We start from the raw sequence: 15111 nt of genomic DNA, 5'->3' as shown, positions 1-15111 counted from the left end.
CGACATGCACGACCGGTCTCGTTTCGTCGAGGGTGAGGAACCGAACATGAGCAGCACCGCCCCGGACGGCCCCGTCTCCAGCGGCATCTCCCGCCGCGGCTTCATCGCCGGAACCGGCTCCGTCCTGGGAATCGCGGCCCTTCCGGGGCGCGCCACCGCGGCCCGGGCGGAGACCGCCCGCGCCGCCGCCCCGATCGCCTCCGGGGCCCACGTCCCGGCGCTGGTGATCGGCACCGGATACGGCGGCTCCGTCGCCGCCCTGCGTCTCGCCCAGGCGGGCGTCGACGTGCACATGATCGAGATGGGCATGGCCTGGGACACCCCCGGCTCCGACGGCAAGATCTTCTGCAACACGCGCGAACCGGACTACCGGTCCTACTGGCTGCGCACCCGGACCAAGGCCCCCCTCAACTACTTCCTCGGCCTCCCGATCGACCGGGACATCCCCCGCCACACCGGCATCCTGGACGCCGAGGAGTTCGGCGGCATCACGGTCTACCAGGGCCGCGGAGTCGGCGGGGGGTCGCTGGTCAACGGCGGCATGGCGGTCACCCCCAAGCGGGAGAACTTCGGCGCCGTCCTGCCGTCGGTGGACGCCGACGAGATGTACGACGTCTACTACCCGCGCGCCAACGCCGGGCTCGGGGTCGGCACCGTCGACCCGGCCTGGTTCGACTCCACCGCCTGCTACCAGTACTCCCGGGTCGGCCGCAAGCACGCCCAGCGCTCCGGCTTCCCGTTCGTCTTCGTGCCGGACGTGTACGACTGGGACTACATGGAGCAGGAGGCGGCCGGGACCGTTCCCAGGTCGGCGCTGGCGGGCGAGATCCTCTACGGCAACAACCACGGCAAGAAGTCGCTGCAGCAGACCTACCTGGCCCGGGCGAGGGCCACCGGCAGGGTGACCGTCTCACCGCTGCACCGGGTCACCTCGGTCGCTCCCGCGGCCGGCCGCTACACCGTCGTCATCGACCAGCTGAACACCACCGGGGACACCACGGCCGTCAAGACCGTGACCGCGGACAGGGTGTTCTTCGCCGCCGGCAGCGTCGGCACCAGCAAGCTGCTGGTCAGGCTGAAGGCCACCGGCGTGCTGCCCGGCCTGAACGGCGAGATCGGCAGGGGCTGGGGCGACAACGGCAACGTCATGTGCGGCCGCGCCAACCACCTGTGGGACCCGACCGGCGCCCTCCAGTCGGCCATCCCCTGCTCCGGTATCGACAACTGGGCCGCCGGCGGCGCGTTCGCCGAGGTCGCGCCGCTGCCCACCGGGATCGAGACCTTCGCCTCGTTCTACCTGTCCATCACCAGGAACCCGCACCGCGCCGAGTTCTCCTGGAACGCCGCGGCGGGCAGGGTCGACCTGAACTGGCAGGCCTCCTGGAAGCGGCCGTCCATCGACATGGCCAGGACCATCTTCGACAGGATCAACTCCAGGGAGGGGACCATCTACCGGACCGACCTCTTCGGCGTCTACAAGATCTGGGGCGACCACCTCACCTACCACCCGCTCGGCGGCGCGGTGCTGAACAGGGCCACCGACAACTACGGCAGGCTCACCGCCTACCCGGGCCTGTACGTCGTCGACGGCGCGCTGATCCCCGGCAACACCACCGTCAACCCGTTCGTCACCATCACGGCGCTCGCCGAACGGAACATCGAGAGGATCATCGCCACGGACCTGTGACGGCGGTCCGGCACGTACGGGACTACGGCGCGGTCAGGGTGGCCAGCGCGCGCTCCGGCTCCCAGTGGGCGCGGAGCGAGGTGATCAGCCCCGACTCGTCGACGGTGTAGACGATCACGCAGTCGACCGTCATGACCGCGCCGCCGTCCAGCGTCATGGTGATGGAGACGACGTTGGCGCAGCACGGCCCGTTGGCGAAGGAGTCCGCGACCCGGAAGCGGAACCCGCGCACCGAGCCGATGTTCCCGTCCCAGAACCGCCCGATCCCGTCGCGGCCGCGGTGCCCCTCCCCCCCGGGGTCCAGCATCGAGGGCCCGACGGGGTCCTCCACCAGGGCGTCCGGCGCGAACAGCCCGAGCCAGTCCTCCCTGCGCCCGGCGGCGACGGCCGCCATGGACGAGCGCGCGGCCCGGCGCGCGGGGTGGTCACCGTACGGCGCGTCCCAGATGACGGCGGCGGAATCACTCACACGAAAAACTGTAACCTGTTATCGGAAATCATCAAGGGACGCTCTTCGCGATGACCGACTCGGCGAAGCGCTCCAGGTGCTCGATCTTCCTGCTCAGCGGTTCGGTGTCCGGGCCCTTGACGTACGGGTTCCGGAAGCCGACGACCAGGTCGGTGACGCCCTTGTCGGCCAGCCGCCTGACCCCGTCCGCCGTGTACGCGTCGGCGGAGATCGCGTGGATCTCGAAGGGCCGGTCGGCGGTGCCGTACTCCGCGCGCAGGGCGGCCAGCCTGGCCAGCAGCGCGTCCAGCTCGGCGGCGTCGCCCCCGCCGTGCATCCAGCCGTCGCCGAGGCGGGCGGCCCGGCGCAGCGCCCCCTCGCTGTGCCCGCCGACCAGGATCGGGATCGGCTCGGCGGGGACCGGGGACATCTTCACCGGAGGCAGGTCGTAGAACTCGCCGTGGTACTCGAAGTAGCCGCCGCCCGTCAGGCCGCGGACGACCTCGATGGCCTCGTCCATCCGCCGGCCGCGCCGCGCCCACGGGACCCCCATCGCCGCGAAGTCCTCGGGCCACGGGCTGAGCCCGACGCCGAGACTCAGCCGGCCGCCGGTCAGGAAGGCGATCGAGCCCGCCTGCTTGGCCACCAGCACCGGCGGGCGGACCGGCAGCTTGAGCACGAACGGCGTGAACCGGATCGTCGAGGTCACCGCCCCCATGGCCGCGATCAGGACGAACGTCTCGACGAAGCTCTTGTCCTCCAGGAACGCCCGGTCGCCGTCCGCGGTGTACGGATAGCCCGCCTCGGACTCCTCCGGGTAGACCAGGGAGTCGGCCACGCTGACGCTCGCGTATCCCGCGGCCTCGGCGGCCCGGGCCAGCGGCAGGTGGTACGACGGGTCGGTCATGGCCTCGGCATAGGTGAACCGCATGAGCCCAGATAACAATAGAACACGTTATAGTTCAATGCCCGCTCCGGAAGGGGGCGCCCGTGCGGCCTTCCGGCGCTCCGGAAATAACCGCTCCGCCGCCGCTGTTGCAGACCGTGTCCCGAGGCGGCGGGGGTCCCCGGGACCGGATCGGCCCCTCCTCCCCGCCCGGTGAAAGGCGCCCCTTCATGACCGTCCCGCTCTCCATCCTCGACCTGGCCCACATCGGTGAGGGGGAGACCGCCGGGGACAGCTTCCGCGCCAGCGTGACGCTGGCGCAGCGCGCCGAGGCGTGGGGTTACCGGCGGATCTGGTACGCCGAGCACCACAACATGCCGTCCATCGCGTCCTCGGCGACCAGCGTGCTCATCGCGCACGTGGCCGCGCACACGCGGACGATCCGCCTCGGCGCCGGCGGCGTCATGCTGCCCAACCACTCCCCGCTGACCATCGCCGAGCAGTTCGGCACCCTCGAGACCCTGCACCCCGGTCGCATCGACCTCGGTCTCGGCCGGGCGCCGGGCAGCGACCAGCAGACCATGCGGGCCCTGCGCCGCACCCCGGCGGCGGCCGACGGGTTCCCGCAGGACGTCCTGGAGCTGCAGGGATATCTGACGGGCGAGTCCCGGATCCCCGGTGTCGACGCGACCCCGGGCAAGGGCACCGACGTGCCGCTCTACATCCTCGGCTCCTCGCTGTTCGGGGCCAAACTCGCCGCCGCGCTCGGGCTGCCGTACGCCTTCGCCTCCCACTTCGCCCCGGACGCCCTGGAGGAGGCCGTCGAGGTTTACCGGCGCGAGTTCACCCCGTCCGCGCAGCTGCGGGAGCCGTACGTCATCGCCGGGGTGAACGTCATCGCGGCGGACACCTCGGAGGAGGCGCAGGAGCAGTTCCTGGAGGCCAAGCGCAGGCGGGTGAACCTGTTCCTCGGGCGGGGCCGGGCGTTCACGCCGGAGGAGGCCGACCTGGTCCTCGCCTCCCCGGCCGGGCGGCAGATCCTGCAGATGGCCAGGTACTCGGCCGTCGGGACCCCGGTCGAGGTGACCGAGTACCTCGGACGGTTCGCCGAGCACGCCCGGGCCGACGAGCTGATCGTCGTCTCCGCGGCCCCCGGCAGGGAGGCCTGGCTGCGCTCCCTCGAACTGCTGGCCAAGGAGTACGGCCTGGCCCCCGCCTGACGCCGGGGCGCTCCGCGGGACGGCGTTCCGGCTCCCGCGCCACCGCCCGGAGAACACCGCCAGGAGAGCACCGCACGGCGGCGAATTCGTTCCGAACCATATGCGCGCAGCGGTTGTCGAACCCGTTGGAACGGTCCGGCTCCACCGGGGCGCCGATGCCGTTCCGGAGAGCTGGAGCGTGCGGGATGCGGTTCACCGGGGAGTCGACGAAGAGCACGGCGCGGCGGCGCCGGCCGGTGCGGGCGGGAACGCGGTGGGATTCCGCGAGACTCCTCGTCGCGGCCGTCCTGACGGCGGTGTGCGCCGCCGGCCAGGGAACCGGTTCCGCCGCGGCCGGGACGGCCGGCGCCGCCCCGACCGCGCCCCCCGTTCCCACCGCACGGCCGTCGTCCCCGGGCAGCGCCTCTCCCGTACCGGGGACTCCGCCCCCGCCCGCCGCCCCCGCGCAGGAACCCGCCGTCCCCACGCAGGAACCCGCCGTCCCCGCACAGGAACCCGCCGCGCCCGCCGTACCCGCACAGAAGCCCGCCGTCCAGACGTCCGCCGCCCAGGCGCCCGCCGACTGCCGACGGATCAAGTGCGTGGCGCTCACCTTCGACGACGGTCCGGGCCGGTACACCGGCACGCTGCTGCGCCACCTCGCGGCGTACCGCGCCCGCGCCACCTTCTACGTGGTCGGCCGGAACGTCGCGGAGAACCCCGGCGTGGTACGGCGGGCGGTCGAGGCCGGGCACGAGATCGGCAACCACACCTGGTCCCACCACGACCTCACCAGGCTGCCGGCCGCCGCGATCCGCGCCGACCTGGCCCGCACCGACCGGGCCGTCGAGAGGGCGGCGGGCGTCACGCCGGAGACCGTCCGGCCGCCGTACGGCGCCCACAACACCGCCGTCCGCAGGCAGACGAAGCGTCCCGTGGTCCTGTGGAGCGTGGACACCGAGGACTGGAGGCACCGAGACAGCTCCGCGGTGGCACGCAGGGCGATCAAGGGGACGGCTCCCGGGGCCGTCATCCTGTTCCACGACATCCACCCCACGACGGTGAAGGCGATCCCGAAGGTGCTGAAGAGCCTCTCCGCACGTGGCTACCGGTTCGTCACCGTCAGCGAGCTGTTCGGCGGGAAACCGCCGAGACTCGCCTACGGCGGCCGGCGGGACGCGCCCGGCTCCCGGCGCTGACCGTCACCGACCGTCACCGACCGGCACTGACCGGCGCTGACCAGCACCGGGGGCCGCGTCGCACCGGCCGGGCCCGGTCACCGGCCGCACCCGGCCCTCCCCTGACGGCGCGGCTCAGGACGGCGGCCGGCCCCTCACCGCCGCCGCCAGGCGCGCCACCTCCGGATGGTCGTCGCCGAGCGCAAGGCGTTTGATGCGCAGGGCCTCCCGGTACCGCCGCCCGGCCTCCCGGGCACGGCCCCGAAGTGCGTCCAGGTACGCCAGGTTCACCAGGCACACCGCCACCTCGTAGTGGTCGGCTCCCAGACTCCGGCGGAAGACGGCCTCGGCCCGGAGCAGCGTCTCCTCGGCCTCGTCGTGCCTGCCCTCGGCCGCGAGCACCGCGCCGAGCACCGCCAGGTCTCCGGCCACCTGCGGGTGGGCGGGGCCGAGCACTCCGCTCCGGAGCCCGATCGCGGCTCTGGCGTGCCCCTCGCCGCCGGGGACGCCCCGGGCGTGCGCCAGCCCCGCCAGGTTGTGCCGGGCGTCGGCCTCCATCAGGGGGTCCCCGCCGTGCCGTTCCAGCAGGAGCAGCGCCTCCCGGTACCGGGCGCCGGCCTCGTCGTGACGGCCGGTCTCCTTGCACAGCACCCCGAGAGCCAGCCGGACGGCCGCCCCCCGCGCGTGGTCGGCCCCGTCCACCAGGGCCAGCGCGCGGCGCAGGTGTCCTTCGGCCTCGCCGTACCGGGCCTGCCTGCGGCCGACGTCGCCCATCCGGACCAGTGCGTCGGCGAGCGGCCCGTCGCGCCCCGGACCTGGAGGCAGCCCGGGCAGCAGTTCCGCCGCTTCGCGGGCGCACCCGTACGCGTCCGCGTACCGGGTGAGCCCGTGCCAGAGCGTCGCCAGTTCCACCAGGAGCGGGGCCCGGCCGGCGGGGTCCGTCCGGCGGAGCACCCGGCCCGCCCGCCGGGCCCATCGCTCGCCCTCGGCGTACCAGCCGCGTTCGCAGCAGTAGCCCCCGCGGAGCAGGCACCGCCGGATCACCCGGATCCGGCGGCGCCGTACGAACCGCTCAGTCGGCGTCAAGGGGCGGTTCGCAGTGGTTGGCGATGCGGATGGCCTCCGCCGTACCGCTCATCAGCACGACGAAGAGCGGTACGGCCAGCGCGACCGCCAGCATCCCCATCCTTCTGATCATCCGCATGTCTGCTCCTTCCGTCGGGGAACTCCGCGGACATCGTGATCCGCCGGACTTGCGGCCCACTTGGAGACGGCTGCCGCGCCGCCGCGGGCATCGACAGCCGCGTGAGGCCCGGGTCGCGAATCGTCCCGGAGAAATCCGTCGCCGCGTCACGACGTCAGCGATTATCGGCGCTCACATCCACCGGCCCGCTCGCGCAGGAGGAGCAGGCTGGTGAGGACTCCCAGCAGCACGAGGGCGGCGTTCACCGCGATGGCCGCCTTCAGTCCACCGAGCACGGCCGACGCGGAGGTACCGGCGATCGCCGACGTGGCGATCGCGCTCATGATCGGAGTGCCCATGGTGATGCCGACCTGCTGGGTCATGGTGGCCAGACCGGTCGCCAGGCCCTGCTCGTGGTCGGGCAGGCCGGAGGTAGCGGTGATCATGAATCCGACGATGACCAGCATGTTGCCGACGCCGCCGGCGAAGGTGGCGGCCAGCAGCAGCCACATCCAGGAGCGGTCGTCCCCCAGGCCGAGCAGGGCGACGGTGAAGACCGCCTGCACCAGCCCTCCGGTGACGAGCGCCGAGCGGGCGCCGATCCTGCCGATGATCCGCGGCGCGATCGAGCCGCCGACGACGGTGCCAGCTCCGAGCACCCCGAAGGAGAGCCCCGCCGCCAGCGGCGAGAAGCCCAGCACGTTCTGCAGGTAGAGCGTCAGCAGGAAGACCAGCGACGTCTCGGTCAGGAACGCGATGAGTCCGGCGACGTTCCCCCAGGCGACCGTCCGCCTGCCCAGTACCGCGGGGGGCACCAGGGGCGCGTCCGACCGGAGTTCGACGAGGTGGAACACGACCAGCAGCAGTCCGCCCGCGGCCAGCGGGACGAGGGCCCCGGCCGTGCCCCAGCCGTGCTCCCCGGCCTGGGTGAGGCCGAAGATGACGGCGAGCAGACCGAGGGTGACGCTGACCGCGCCGGGCACGTCCAGCCGGGGCCTGCTCGCCGGCCTGGACTCCTTGATCACGATGGGGGCGGCGGCGAGCACGAGCACGGCCACCGGCACGTTGACGAAGAACGCCCACCGCCAGGAGAGCAGGTCGGTCAGCACCCCGCCCAGGACGGCCCCGGTGGTGAAACCGGCCGACATCAGCGCGCCGTTGAGGCCGAGCGCCCGCTCCCGCAGCGGGCCTTCCGGGAAGGACGTGGTCAGCAGGGAGAGCCCGGCCGGGGTGACCGCCGCGGTGGCCAGCCCCTGGAGGACGCGGGCGACGATCAGTACTTCCGGGCTCTGTGCCAGGCCTCCGATCAGCGAGGCGGCGCCCAGTACGGCGAGCCCGCCCAGGAAGATCCTGCGGCGGCCGAAGAGATCCGCCAGCCGGCCGAACAGCAGGGTGAACCCGGCGGCGCAGAGCGCGAAGGCGGTAGCGACCCACTGCAGGTGAGCCAGCGGGAATCCCAGTCCTTCACCGATGACCGGCAGGGCCACGTTGAGGATGGAGAAGTCCACCGCCAGCATGAACTGGGCGGCCAGCAGGAGGACCAGCACCAGCAGCAGCCGCGGAGTGAGTCTCCGGGGCGCACCCGGCGGTGCGTCCCCGGCGCCGGGGGCGCGCGCGGTCCCGGCGGCGTCGGCGGTGTCGGTGAGTTCGGCGGTGTCGGTGGTGTCGGCGATCGACATGATCGGTGAGGCCCTTCTCTCGGTTGCCGTGACGGGAGAAGACTCATCGGTCCCCCCGCGGCCGGCCAGGACCGGGCGCAGGCCGGTGTCCGCGAGGGTGGTCATTCCATGACCAGGCTTCCGCCGCCTCTCCGCGGTTCCCGGCGCGCATCATGGAACCCGTGGACATGAAGAGCGAACTGGGTGATTTCCTCAAGAACCGGCGGGCCCGGCTGAGCCCGGAGGAACTGGGACTCAAGGCGTACGGCACGCGCCGTCGCGTGTCAGGGCTGCGCCGCGAGGAACTCGCGATGCTCGCGGGGGTGAGCGTGACCCACTACACCCGCCTGGAGCAGGGGCGGGCGGCGGGCGCCTCCGACTCCGTGCTCGACGCGCTGGCCCGCGCCCTGCGGCTGACCGAGGACGAGACGGTCCATCTCAAACGCCTGGCCCGGCCGCCGGCGTCCGCGCGGCCCGCCTCACCCCGGCCCGAGCACGCCACCCGCTCGGCCCGGCGGCTGCTGGACGCGATGACCGAGGTGCCCGCCCTGGTGCTGGACCGCAGGAACGACATCCTGGCCTGGAACCGGCTCGGCCACGCGCTGCTCGCCGGTCACCTCGACCCCGCCGCTCCCGGCGGCCCGGCCGCGCGGCCCAACCTGACCCGGATGCTCTTCCTCGACGAGCACTTCCGCGAGCTCTACCCGGACTGGTCCGAGGAGGCCACGCTCGCCGTCGCCTCCCTGCGCCTGGCGGCGGGACGCCATCCGGACGACCGCGGGCTGGCCGAGCTCGTCGGCGGGCTCGTCATCCGGAGCGAGGAGTTCGCCGCGCGCTGGGCCCGGCACCCGGTGCGCACGTGCACCTCGGGGGTCAAGCACTTCCACCACCCGGTCGTCGGCCCGATGGAGCTGCATTTCGAGAACCTTCTCATCCCCGGAGACCTCGGGCAGCGGATCATCGCCTACAGCGCCGAACCGGGTTCGCCCTCCGAGTCCGCGTTGCGCCTTCTCAGCCTCTCCGCGCCCGGCTTCGAGCCGGTGCGGGAACCGGACGCGTCACCCGGCCGCGGCCGGAGCGAGGCCGGGGCCGCCGGCGCCCCGCCGACTAGACTGCCATCATGACCGTTGTCGACGAGCCGGCCGCATCCGGCCCCGCACCGTTGACCCTGGCCCAGCTGGCCGAGCTCGCGGGAGTGTCCACCGCGACGGTCTCGAAAGTGGTGAACGGCCGCTCCGCGGTGGCGCCGCAGACCCGCGCGCTGATCGAAGACCTCATCCGCGAGCACGGTTACCGCAGGCAACGGCGGCGCGTCAGTCCGGCCGCCGTCGTGGAGCTGGTCTTCCACGAGCTCGCGGGCGACTACCCGACGGAGATCATCAAGGGGGTCGGCCAGGTCGCGCACGAGCACCGCCTGGCCGTGGCGGTCTCCGAGCTGCAAGGCCGGCACACCCCGGGGAACGACTGGATCGAGGACGTGCTCAACCGCCGCCCGACCGGCGTCATCGCGGTCTTCTCCAGCCTGACCGAGGCTCAGCGCGACAGACTCACCACCCGGGAGATCCCCCTCGTCCTGCTGGACCCGCTCGGCGACCACGGCCAGCGGGTCCCTTCGGTCGGGGCGGGCAACTGGAACGGCGGGCTCTCGGCCACCCGCCACCTGCTGGAGCTCGGGCACCGGCGGATCGCGATCATCACGGGCCCCGCCCACGCGCTGTCCAGCCGCGCACGGCTCGACGGCTACCGCGCCGCGCTGGACACGGCCGGCGTGCCCGTCGACCAGGACCTCATCTGCCAGGGCGACTACCAGATCCAGGACGGCCTGACGCACACCGGCCGGCTGCTGCGCCTGCCCGATCCGCCCACCGCCGTCTTCACCTGCAACGACGGCCAGGCCATCGGCGTCTACCACGCGGCGCACGAGCTGGGCCTCCGCGTCCCCGACGACCTGAGCGTCATCGGTTTCGACGACATGCCGTCGATGCGATGGGCCATCCCGCCGCTGACCACGATCCGCCAGCCGCTCACCGAGATGGCGGCGGCGGCCACCGCCATGCTGGTGACGCTCGCCGAAGGCGATCCCCTGCAGCGGAACCGCCTCGAGTTCGCCACGGAGCTCGTCGTCCGCAGCAGCACCGCTCCCCCGAAGCGCTAGAGACCGAATCTGCGCCTGTACTCCAGGGGAGTGAGCCCGATCTCGCGGCGCATCAGCGCACGCAGATTGGCGGCGGTGCCCAGCCCGCTGCGCCGGGCGACCATCTCGAAGCGCGGCTCGCCCCGCTCGATCAGCCGGCAGGCCAGGGCGAGCCGTTCCCCGGTGAGCCACGCCAGCGGCGTGGTGCCCAGCTGCGCCCGGAAGCGGCGGTGCAGTGTCGCCGGGCTGACCGCGGCGTGCGCCGCGAGATCGGCCACCGTGAGCGGGGCGTCCAGCCGCTCCTGCGCCCAGGCCAGGACGGACCCCAGGGACTCGTCCGGCGGGTCGGGCACGGGGCGCTCCACGAACTGCCGCTGCCCGCCGTCGCGGTGCGCGGCGAAGACGAGCCGCCTGCTCACCGAACTGGCGATCTCCGCGCCGTGGTCACGGCGGACGATGTACAGGCCGAGATCGAGCGCGGCCGCGCTCCCCGCGGCCGTGAGGACGTCGCCGTCGTCCACGAACAACACGTCGGTCTCGAGCCGGACGGAAGGGAAGCGGGCCTGGAAGGAGTGCGCCCACTGCCAATGGGCGGTGGCCCGGCGTCCGTCGAGCACCCCGGCCTCGGCCAGGGTGAAGGCACCGCTGCAGAAGCCGACCAGGCGGGCGCCGCGCGCGTGTGCCCGCCGGACGGCGTCGAGTACAGCGGGGCGACGGGGCACCTCGACGTCGGGACGGTTGGGGACGATCAGCGTGTCCGCCGAGTCGGCCGCCTCCAGGCCGGCGACTCCGGTGAGCGTGAAGAACCCGTCCCTCATCAGGGTGCGCGGTTCAGGGGAGCAGAGGCGGAAGTCGTAGAGATCGCGCCCGATCTCGGGCCTGCGCAGGCCGAAGATCTCGGTCGCGCAGCCGAGTTCGAAGGGGTTGGAGTTCTCGTCCACGATCACGACGACCCGGTGCGCGCCCGCCGTGCGGGCGGCGTGCGAGGATCCTTGCGCCATGTGCTATTCCTAGCACTCACCCCGGTCGGGACCGATGGGCCAGGCTTCTCCCATGAGCAACGAACCCATCGCCCTCGGCACGGCACTGGCCTCCTTCGACGCCCTGTGGAGCCCCCGCATCGTCACGCGCGTCAACGACTACGACGTACGCATCGCCAAGGTCCAGGGCGAGCACATGTGGCACGTCCACGCCGACACCGATGAGTTCTTCCTGGTGCTCGACGGGGAACTGCACATCCGGCTGCGCGAGGCCGGCGGAGAGCGCACGGTCCGCCTCCCCCGGGGCGCGGTGTTCACCGTCCCCCGGGGCACGGAGCACAAGCCGCACGCTCCCGGCGGCGCCGCGATCCTCATGTTCGAGCCCACCGGGACATCGACGGTCGGCGACCGCCCCGCCGGAATCCCCGGCCACATCGACGCCACCACAGGACACGCACTCGGCTCGTGAGGACGGGCTGGTGCACCGCTTCGAGGTCCGGGAGGCCGTCGAGGAAGCCGAGGCCATGGGGCGGCAGGGACCGACATCGCGCCCAATTTATACATATTTAGTGGGGTATGCGGAGAATATGGCGTTTTACGGGTAGGGGAAGGAGGCAAGGAGCGGGGGTGAGCGTGCGGCAGAGCCGCTCGAACCGCTGAATCCCCGAACAGCGCACGACAGCCGCCGGGCATGCGCGAACGCTTACGCAGGTGCTCCCGGAAGCCCTGCCGTGCGGAGGGAGCCGAACATGGAGTATCCGCGTTACGGGCAGACGCAGGAGGCGGTGCGCGATCAGGTGACGCCGTCCCAGGCACGTCAGGACGCCCAGAGGGCGCAGGCACGGCCGATGGCGGACGGGCCCCAGCCCACCGGCTGGGTGGGCTGGGTGGTCTTCGCCGGGATCACGATGATGGTCCTGGGATGCTTCCAGGCCTTCATGGGCCTGGTCGGCGTCTTCAACACCGACTTCTACCTCGTCACCGCGGGCGATCTGGCGATCCCCGTCAACTACACGGCCTGGGGCTGGTTCCACCTGATCATGGGGGTGGTCGTCGCCCTCGCCGGCGCCGCCGTCATGGCGGGCAAGACGTGGGGACGCGCGGTCGGGATCTTCCTCGCCGGGCTCCAGGCGCTCGTCAACTTCGCCTGGTTCCCCGCCTACCCGTTCTGGTCGGCGATCGTCATCGCCGTCGACGTCCTGGTCATCTACGCACTGGCCGTCCACGGCAGGGAGATGAAGGCGTTCAGCAGAAACGGCCTCCTGTAGGACGTCGCGTTCGCCCGGCGAGCACGGGGAAGAGCCGACCGGCTCTCCCCCGTGCTCACCCGTCCCCTCGCGCCCGGCGGCTACCGGCGGGCACGCATGGTGACCTTGGCGGGAGAGGTCATCGGCTCTTCCTGCCTCCGCGGCCGATCAGCACACCGATCAGCAGGCCGATGGCCGTGCACGCCACCAGCGTGATCCACAAAGGGGCGGTGATCACCATCGTGAACAGCCGGATGGCCGTATCCTGCCGATTCTGCAGGATGAAGACGAGTGCCAGTACCGAAAGAACAAGCGCCAGCCACATGCGTGGCGGCATCGCACTCAACCAGCCCGCTGGTCTCTGCTCTGTCACGGATCCCCCCGATGGGTACAGCGGCTTTGGTCTCTGCCCTACCCCGAAATCGCAGCAGGTGCCCGTTCGGCGGATCCGGACACGGAGACCACCGGCGCCGGATGCCGTCCCGCCGGGCGGTTCGTCCCGCACCTCCGGCGCCCTGTCGGATGTCGGCATGGTCTACTGCGGGTCCCGCTCCGCGGGACGGCCGGTCCCGGCTCCGCGACCGCTGCTCCTCAACCGGGCGGCGGCGCCTCGTCACGGCGGCCCGGAGCCGTGCGCGGCCAGGGCGGGCAGGACGAGCCGTACCCGGGTGCCGTGTCCGAGGCGGCTGTCGATGGCGACCTCGCCGCCGTGCATGGAGGCGATCTTCTTGACCAGGGGGAGGCCCATGCCGGTGCCGCCGGCCCGCTGCTCGGCGTCGGCTCCGCGGTAGAAGTCGTCGAAGACGTGCTCGAGGTCGTGCGGACCGATGCCGACGCCGGTGTCGGCCACCTCGATCACCGGAGCCGGGTCGGCGGTGACGGTGACGGTGATGCGGCCGCCGGACGGGGTGAAGGTGACGGCGTTGTCCAGCAGCTGGTTCAGGGCGTGGCGCAGATGGCCCGCATCGGCCCAGACCGTCACCGCGGCCGGAGCGTGAACCGCCACGGTCGGCGGGTCGGCGTGACGCCGGGCTGCCCGACACTGGGCGGTGACGGTGCGCACGGCCTCACGGGCCAGGGCCGCCAAGTCGACGCGGGCCGGGTTGAAGGCGGCACTGCCGGCGTGCAGGCTGGTCACCAGCAGAAGCTCGTTCAGCAGGTGCTCCAGCCGTACGCTGTTGCGGTCGATCACCTCCAGGAACCGCTGCTGATCGCGGGCGTCCACCTCGCCTTCGCACATCAGCTGCATCGAAGAGCGGATCGAGGCCAGCGGCGTGCGCAGCTCGTGGTTGATCGTGCGCAGGAACTGGCTTTTCATCTCGTCGATCTGGTGCAGGCGCTCGACCTGCTGCTTCTGCTGGAGCAGGAGGCGTTCGCGGTGCTCGGTCAGCTCGTGGTGGTCGGTGACGTCGGTGGCGATGCCGTCGACGAACAACCGCGTCCCCTCCCTGCGAGGGAAACCGCGTGCCCAGATCCACCGCATGACGTCGTCCAGGCCCAGGATGCGGAACTCGATTTCGGCCCGCTCCCCGGTGCGCAGGACATCGAGGAAGGCGGCGTACGCGGCCTGGTCGTCGGGGTGGATCCGGCGGGCGATCAGCTCGGGCACGTCGGCGCCCTTCGGCGCCGGATGGCCGAGCAGGGGGGCGGCCGCCCGGCTCTGGTAGATCGAGAAGAACGAGCCGTCGGCGGTCACCTCGACGCTCCACACGTTGTCGCTGATGCGGGAGATGACCCGGTCGAAGCGGCGGTGGCTCTCGGCCAGGGCCAGCCGTGAGGCGATCTCCGGCTCGATGAGGGCGGCCAGGTCCTCCAGCGTCCGCACCTGCTCGCGGCTCCAGGCCCGGGTCCGGGTGTCGATCGCGCACAGCGCGCCGATCACCTGCCCGCCGGGCGCGTTCAGCGGCACTCCGGCGTAGGCCGCCGGCTGCCCTCCGGCGCTCTCCAGGAGCTCGCACGCGCGCTCCTCCCCGCGGGTGTCGCCGATCACCAGCGGCGCGTCGTCGGCCACGACGTACCGGCACAGCGACTGCGACAGGGGAACGCTCCTGACGGCCCCCGAATCGACCGCTCCCGCCGCGCTGATCACGACCTGCCGGTCCTCGGTGATCAGCGTCACCGCCGCGGCCGGCACCTCCAGCAGCCGGACCACCAGCCGTGTCACCCGATCCAGCGCCGGTGGGGGCGGAGCGTCCAGCAGACCGGTCGCGTACAGCGTCCGCAGCCGTTCCCGGTCACCGACGCGGTCTCCGCCGTTCACCTCCACGACACACCACCTTTCATCCTCTTCATACCCATATGAGGACTTTCGCCTGATCACATCATCGAGAGGCCGCTGCCAGGACGATGGCCGGCGACGTCCAGGGGACGACCCGTCCCGGGGCGGTCAGGCCGGATCGCTGAGGGGCGCAGGGTGCGATCAGCGGTCCGGCGTCGAACCCGGCATGCCGAGGCCGATGGCGGCCGGTCGTGGCGCGACCGTCTCGCAACAGCGTGACCTGCGCTGATGTC

The 15111-nt window shown here is 72.3% G+C and carries 15 protein-coding genes; 7 read left to right on the top strand and 8 right to left on the bottom strand.

The window, feature by feature from the left end; all coding sequences use genetic code 11:
• Nucleotides 1-46 precede the first annotated feature (46 nt).
• A complete protein-coding gene (locus tag HS048_RS17490) occupies nucleotides 47-1687 on the top strand; it encodes a GMC oxidoreductase (RefSeq protein ID WP_068901983.1) in 1641 nt (546 codons plus the stop codon).
• A 22-nt stretch (nucleotides 1688-1709) separates the two neighbouring features.
• Here the strand turns inward: HS048_RS17490 and HS048_RS17485 are convergent, their stop codons facing one another.
• Nucleotides 1710-2156, bottom strand: coding sequence for a nuclear transport factor 2 family protein (locus tag HS048_RS17485; RefSeq protein ID WP_153054541.1), 447 nt, complete (start codon nucleotides 2154-2156; stop codon nucleotides 1710-1712).
• A 31-nt stretch (nucleotides 2157-2187) separates the two neighbouring features.
• Nucleotides 2188-3066 carry a TIGR03619 family F420-dependent LLM class oxidoreductase gene (locus HS048_RS17480; RefSeq protein WP_196467507.1) on the bottom strand — a complete coding sequence of 293 codons (879 nt, stop codon included), beginning with the start codon at nucleotides 3064-3066 and terminating at the stop codon, nucleotides 2188-2190.
• Between the two features lie 185 nt (nucleotides 3067-3251).
• On the opposite strand from HS048_RS17480, the gene HS048_RS17475 reads away from it, so the two are divergent.
• Nucleotides 3252-4241, top strand: coding sequence for an LLM class flavin-dependent oxidoreductase (locus HS048_RS17475; protein WP_196467506.1), 990 nt, complete (start codon nucleotides 3252-3254; stop codon nucleotides 4239-4241).
• Nucleotides 4242-4426: 185 nt separating this feature from the next.
• Nucleotides 4427-5419 carry a polysaccharide deacetylase family protein gene (locus HS048_RS38185; protein WP_255529580.1) on the top strand — a complete coding sequence of 331 codons (993 nt, stop codon included), beginning with the start codon at nucleotides 4427-4429 and terminating at the stop codon, nucleotides 5417-5419.
• A gap of 114 nt (nucleotides 5420-5533) precedes the next feature.
• Here the strand turns inward: HS048_RS38185 and HS048_RS17465 are convergent, their stop codons facing one another.
• The 3 genes from HS048_RS17465 to HS048_RS17460 all read right to left on the bottom strand — a co-directional run bounded on the left by HS048_RS17465 (nucleotide 5534) and on the right by HS048_RS17460 (nucleotide 8260).
• Nucleotides 5534-6484 (bottom strand): tetratricopeptide repeat protein, encoded by a 951-nt coding sequence (locus tag HS048_RS17465; protein WP_196467505.1) that lies wholly within the window; start codon nucleotides 6482-6484, stop codon nucleotides 5534-5536.
• Nucleotides 6471-6602: a hypothetical protein gene (locus tag HS048_RS38180; RefSeq protein ID WP_255529579.1), complete on the bottom strand. Its 132-nt coding sequence runs from the start codon at nucleotides 6600-6602 to the stop codon at nucleotides 6471-6473. Before HS048_RS38180 ends, HS048_RS17465 begins: the two co-directional genes overlap by 14 nt.
• A 161-nt stretch (nucleotides 6603-6763) precedes the next feature.
• The gene (locus tag HS048_RS17460) at nucleotides 6764-8260 is read right to left on the bottom strand and encodes an MFS transporter (protein ID WP_196467504.1); all 1497 of its coding nucleotides are present in this window, start codon (nucleotides 8258-8260) and stop codon (nucleotides 6764-6766) included.
• 167 nt (nucleotides 8261-8427) lie between these two features.
• Here HS048_RS17460 and HS048_RS17455 point away from each other — a divergent pair, with 167 nt between their 5' ends.
• Both HS048_RS17455 and HS048_RS17450 read left to right on the top strand, forming a co-directional pair.
• Nucleotides 8428-9363, top strand: a complete 936-nt coding sequence (locus HS048_RS17455; RefSeq protein WP_230881706.1) for a helix-turn-helix domain-containing protein — start codon at nucleotides 8428-8430, stop codon at nucleotides 9361-9363.
• Entirely contained in the window at nucleotides 9360-10394 is a 1035-nt protein-coding gene (locus HS048_RS17450) for a LacI family DNA-binding transcriptional regulator (RefSeq protein WP_191896822.1), read from the top strand. The genes HS048_RS17455 and HS048_RS17450 overlap by 4 nt, the downstream gene beginning before the upstream one ends.
• Here the strand turns inward: HS048_RS17450 and HS048_RS17445 are convergent.
• On the bottom strand, nucleotides 10391-11374 hold the full coding sequence (locus HS048_RS17445) for a GlxA family transcriptional regulator (protein WP_196467502.1): 984 nt from the start codon (nucleotides 11372-11374) through the stop codon (nucleotides 10391-10393). The two genes, HS048_RS17450 and HS048_RS17445, sit on opposite strands and share 4 nt — an antisense overlap.
• Before the next feature lie 52 nt (nucleotides 11375-11426).
• Here HS048_RS17445 and HS048_RS17440 point away from each other — a divergent pair, with 52 nt between their 5' ends.
• Nucleotides 11427-11822, top strand: a complete 396-nt coding sequence (locus HS048_RS17440; RefSeq protein WP_196467501.1) for a cupin domain-containing protein — start codon at nucleotides 11427-11429, stop codon at nucleotides 11820-11822.
• 280 nt (nucleotides 11823-12102) lie between these two features.
• Nucleotides 12103-12621, top strand: coding sequence for a hypothetical protein (locus HS048_RS17435; protein WP_196467500.1), 519 nt, complete (start codon nucleotides 12103-12105; stop codon nucleotides 12619-12621).
• 118 nt (nucleotides 12622-12739) lie between these two features.
• On the opposite strand, the gene HS048_RS17430 is transcribed toward HS048_RS17435, so the two are convergent.
• A complete protein-coding gene (locus tag HS048_RS17430) occupies nucleotides 12740-12973 on the bottom strand; it encodes a LapA family protein (RefSeq protein WP_307832519.1) in 234 nt (77 codons plus the stop codon).
• A 240-nt stretch (nucleotides 12974-13213) separates the two neighbouring features.
• Nucleotides 13214-14866 carry an ATP-binding protein gene (locus tag HS048_RS17425; protein ID WP_196467499.1) on the bottom strand — a complete coding sequence of 551 codons (1653 nt, stop codon included), beginning with the start codon at nucleotides 14864-14866 and terminating at the stop codon, nucleotides 13214-13216.
• Between the last annotated feature and the right edge of the window lie 245 nt (nucleotides 14867-15111).

The sequence above is a fragment of the Planomonospora sp. ID91781 genome (assembly GCF_015711595.1).
GTDB lineage: Bacteria > Actinomycetota > Actinomycetes > Streptosporangiales > Streptosporangiaceae > Planomonospora > Planomonospora parontospora.
The sequence above is the reverse complement of the archived record's forward strand: the minus strand, read 5'-3'. Positions and strand labels throughout refer to the sequence as shown.